At 69.6% G+C, this 4184-nt stretch carries 5 protein-coding genes; 4 read left to right on the top strand and 1 reads right to left on the bottom strand.

The window, feature by feature from the left end; genetic code table 11:
- Positions 1-886, top strand: an 886-nt coding sequence (locus ACFVYN_RS16210) for a tetratricopeptide repeat protein (RefSeq protein ID WP_389998320.1), incomplete at its 5' end; no start/stop codon positions are given.
- A gap of 51 nt (positions 887-937) precedes the next feature.
- Here ACFVYN_RS16210 and ACFVYN_RS16215 read toward each other — a convergent pair.
- Positions 938-1381, bottom strand: a complete 444-nt coding sequence (locus tag ACFVYN_RS16215) for an ATP-binding protein (RefSeq protein ID WP_389998322.1) — start codon at positions 1379-1381, stop codon at positions 938-940.
- A 230-nt stretch (positions 1382-1611) separates the two neighbouring features.
- Between ACFVYN_RS16215 and ACFVYN_RS16220 the strand changes: the two genes are divergently transcribed.
- The 3 genes from ACFVYN_RS16220 to ACFVYN_RS16230 all read left to right on the top strand — a co-directional run bounded on the left by ACFVYN_RS16220 (position 1612) and on the right by ACFVYN_RS16230 (position 4131).
- Positions 1612-2430, top strand: a complete 819-nt coding sequence (locus tag ACFVYN_RS16220; RefSeq protein WP_389998324.1) for a hypothetical protein — start codon at positions 1612-1614, stop codon at positions 2428-2430.
- Positions 2431-2610: 180 nt separating this feature from the next.
- A complete protein-coding gene (locus ACFVYN_RS16225) occupies positions 2611-3348 on the top strand; it encodes a YcnI family protein (protein ID WP_389998327.1) in 738 nt (245 codons plus the stop codon).
- 126 nt (positions 3349-3474) lie between these two features.
- Positions 3475-4131: an SCO family protein gene (locus ACFVYN_RS16230; RefSeq protein ID WP_389998330.1), complete on the top strand. Its 657-nt coding sequence runs from the start codon at positions 3475-3477 to the stop codon at positions 4129-4131.
- Positions 4132-4184 lie beyond the last annotated feature (53 nt).

Here is a 4184-nt window from a genome sequence, read left to right on the forward strand (position 1 = left end):
CGAGGACACCGTTCGGCACCGCACCGCGCTGCTCGGCCCGCTGCACCCCTACACGCTGACCACACGCAGCCACTTTGCCCGCGATCTTCGCGAACTCGGCGAGTACGACGATTCCTTGCGGATCCTGCAGGAGGTGCAGGAACTCTTCGGGCAGGTCCTTGACCCGTATGTGCCGGAGGTGCTGCAAGTGGACAAGAGCCTCGCTGTGTCCCTGCGCAGGGCCGGGCGGCACCAGGAGGCACTGCGGCTGAGCGAACAGACGTGGCAGACCCATGCCCGCTCCCGGGACCGGTACGGTCGCTCCGTCCCCGCTGAACTGGCCTGCGGGCTCAACCTCGGCGCCGACTACCTGGCCACCGACCCCGATCAGGGAGCCCGGCGGGCCGTGCAGCAGGTCACGGACGTGCTGGAGGGGTACCGGAACTCCTTCGGCCCCGAGCATCCGTTCACCATGTTCTGCATCAACAACCTGGCCACCTACCACCGAGCTCTCGGCGACACGGCCAAGGCGGCGCAACTGGCCGAAGAGGCCCAGAGCGCCCTCGCCGCGACACTCGGCACCGGCCATCCGGCCACCCTCAGTGCGGGGACCAGCCTGGCAAATGCCCTGGCCGACCTCGGCCGGGTGGAGGAGGCCGAGCACTGGGAGCGGCTCGCCGTGACGGGGCTGCGCAAACGGCTCGGGCCCACCCATCCCGACACCCTCAGCAGCATGGCCAACCTCGCGATCATCCTCCGCGACCTGGGCCGCGACACGGAGGCCACCAGGCTCCACCAGGAGGCGGAGACCGAACTGATCCAACGCCTGGGCGGGACCCACCCCTTGAGCGAGGCGACGATCACCTGGCGCCGCATCGACCGGGATCTGGAACCGCAGCAGGGGTGAGCGTGCGCGGGGCGGGCGCGTGGTCCGCCCCTCCGGCGTCACGGCATCGGTTCACACCGCCATCAGCGGTGCGTCCTTCCGCCACTTGAGGATCTTGTCGAAGCTCACCACGGCGCCGCGGCCCGGTTTGTTGCCGATCTGGACGTGGTCGGCGAGTTCGTGGATGAGACACAGGCCGCGGCCGTTCTCCGCCTCCATGGGGGTGGGGCGGAGTGGCCGCACGGGCGAGAAGCCCGGGCCGGAGTCGGTGACTTCGATGCGGCACTTCTCGCCGTCGAGGTAGGCGGTGACCCGGTAGGCCGCCGTGGAGTCCTGCGGCCCGCTCTCGCCACCGTGCTCCACGGCGTTGGCGCAGGCCTCGCTGAGAGCGAGGGAGAGATCATAGGAGACGTCCGGGTCGACGCCCGCGGTCTCCATGGTGCCGAGCAGCAGACGCCGGGCGAGCGGAACGCTCGCAGCCTCGCGCCGCAAATGGAGTGACCACCAGATGCTCATGCTCCAGCCTCCTGGCTGCGGCTCGACATACCGTTACGTATTGCCACGCACGACCGGGTGTAAGCACATCGTTGACGTGATGCCGCCCATATGGGCGATGCGTCCGGCGCAACGAACGGTGTATGTGGGGCAGTGTGCACCAGAAGTGACCTACCGGCCGTACACCCCGTACGTCATCTTGTGGACCTGCCGTATGGCGCTCATAAGCCCAGTGCGATGATGAGCCCGCCATGACTGCCCCCCACGCGCGCTCCGGAGTCGATCTCCGGGTTCTGCGGGCCGCGGTGTTCGCCGCGGTCTGCGTCGTGCTGGCCGCGGCCGGTCACTCGATCGCCTCCTGCGCCACGGTTCCGCTGTGGACGCTCGGCGCGGGGTTCGTGGGGGCCGTTCTCGTCGTGGCACCTCTCGCCGGGCGCGAGCGCTCGCTGGCGGGGATCGCAACGCTGCTCGCGGTCGGGCAGAGCGTGCTGCATGTGCTGTTCGGGCTCGGGCAGCACGGTACGGCCACGATGGCGATGTCGCCGATGCCGCCGACGTCCGACACCGCTCTGGTCCAGCAGGCCGCGCGCCTGCTGTGCGGGACCACCGCCGCGGCGATCAGCCCGGCGCAGGCGCAGCGGATCCTCACCGAGGCGGGGCTGGCTCCCGGGGCGACGGGTACGACGGGTGCGACGCCCACGCCCCATGCGACCGAGGTCATGGCCGGCTCCTCCGTGCTGCCGTCCCTGCCAATGGTCCTCGGCCACGTCCTGGCCGCCGTCATCGCCGGATGGCTGCTGCGGCGCGGGGACCTCGCGCTGCTGCGGCTCGTCGAACTGTCCGCGTACTCGGCGCATTCGGTCGCGGAAGGGGCGCTCGTACGGTCCCTGCGCGGGGCGCTCGCGCTGGTTCGTGCCCTGCGCGCGGGGCTGCCGGGGGTTCCCGAGGCCGGGTCGTACGCCCCGTCGGCGTCGTCGCTCGCGCCGCCCCGGCCGCGTACCGCCGCACTCCAGCACACGGTGATCAGGCGCGGGCCGCCGACCGCCGCCGAGCTCGTTCTCGCCGCCTGACGCGACGCGACCACCACTCCACTTCTGAGGGACCTGAGAGTTCCTGCGGGACCTGCGAGAGGGCCGCCGTCGTGCGGCACGCGCGCATGTGCGCATTCCTCATGTGCGGATTCCTCATCTTCGGATTCCTCATGTGCGCACTCGTCCCACCACCTCAGTCGAAGCGGAGTACTCCCTGCCATGAAGGCTTCTCGTCTCGCCGCCACCGGTGCCGTCGCCGCCACCGCCGTGATCGTCCTGTCCTCACCCGCGTTCGCGCACGTCAGCGTGGCCGCCGAGGGCACCGCCGCGAAGGGCGGTTACGCGGTCGTGGACTTCAAGGTCCCCAACGAGCGCGACAACGCCTCGACGACCAAGCTCGAGGTCAACTTCCCGACCGACCACCCGCTGGCCTCGGTCATGCCCGAGCCGATGGCGGGCTGGAAGATCGACGTCACCAAGTCCACGCTCGCCAAGCCGCTCGAACTGCACGGCGAGCAGATCACCGAAGCGGTCTCCAAGATCACCTGGACCGCCGCCACCAAGGACAGCGGCATCCCGACCGGTTACTTCGAGAAGTTCCCGGTCTCCATCGGCGCCCTGCCCGAGGACGCCGACGAACTGGTCTTCAAGGCGGTCCAGACGTACTCCAACAAGGAGGTCGTGCGCTGGATCGAGGTCCAGGAGGACGGCGCGGAGGAGCCCGAGACGCCGGCTCCCGTCCTCGCCCTGTCCGCGGCCACCGAGGACGGACACCACGGCTCGACGGCCGCCGAGGACGCCGACGCCAAGACCGAGGACGCCGCCGCGACCACCGAGGCCTCCACGGGCGACAGCAGCGACACCACCGCCCGCGTCCTCGGCGTGGTCGGCATCGTCGTCGGCGCCCTGGGCGTGGCCTACGGCGTACTCGCCGGCCGCCGGCGCAGCGACGCCTGACCTGTCTCGCGAGACACACGTCCGACCTGTTCCGCGAGACACACGTCTGACCTGTTCCGAGAGACGCGCGCCGGGGTCCTACGGCCCCGGTGCGCACCGGAATTCTTACATCTGGGACATTTTGATATGCGCAAGAAGATGTTCGCCGCGGCCGCGCTGGTCGCCGCCGCCACCCTGACCCTCTCCGCCTGCGGCAGCGGTGACGACAGCGGCTCGCCCGTCTCCGTGGTCTCGGAGGAGGCCGGCTCGGACAAGGCGGCCACCGTCCTCGACCAGCCGTTCGAGAAGCCGGACCTGGTCCTCACCGACACCAGGGGCGAGAAGTACGACCTCCGCAAGGAGACCAAGGGCAAGCCGACGCTCATCTACTTCGGCTACACCCACTGCCCCGACATCTGCCCGCTGACGATGAACAACATCGCCGTCGCGAAGAAACAGCTGCCCAAGTCCGAGCAGGACAAGCTGTCCGTCGTGTTCGTCACCACCGACCCGGGCCGTGACACGCCCACCGAACTCGGCAAGTGGCTCAAGGGCATCGACACCAAGTTCGTGGGCCTGACCGGCGACTTCGCCACGATCCAGGCGAGCGCCCGCACCCTCGGCATCTCCATCGAGCCGACCCACAAGGACAAGAAGACCGGCAAGACCGTCTCGGTGCACGGCACCCAGGTCGTCGCCTTCTCCCCGAAGACCGACGAGGGATACGTCCTGTACGGCGAGGACACCACCGTCGACGACTACACCAAGGACCTGCCCAAGATCATCAAGGGGCAGAACCCGTGAACCGCTCGTTGACCGGACTCGCCATACTGACGGGGGCGGCCCTGCTGCTGGCC

This window comes from Streptomyces sp. NPDC058307, assembly GCF_042880295.1.
Classification (GTDB): domain Bacteria; phylum Actinomycetota; class Actinomycetes; order Streptomycetales; family Streptomycetaceae; genus Streptomyces.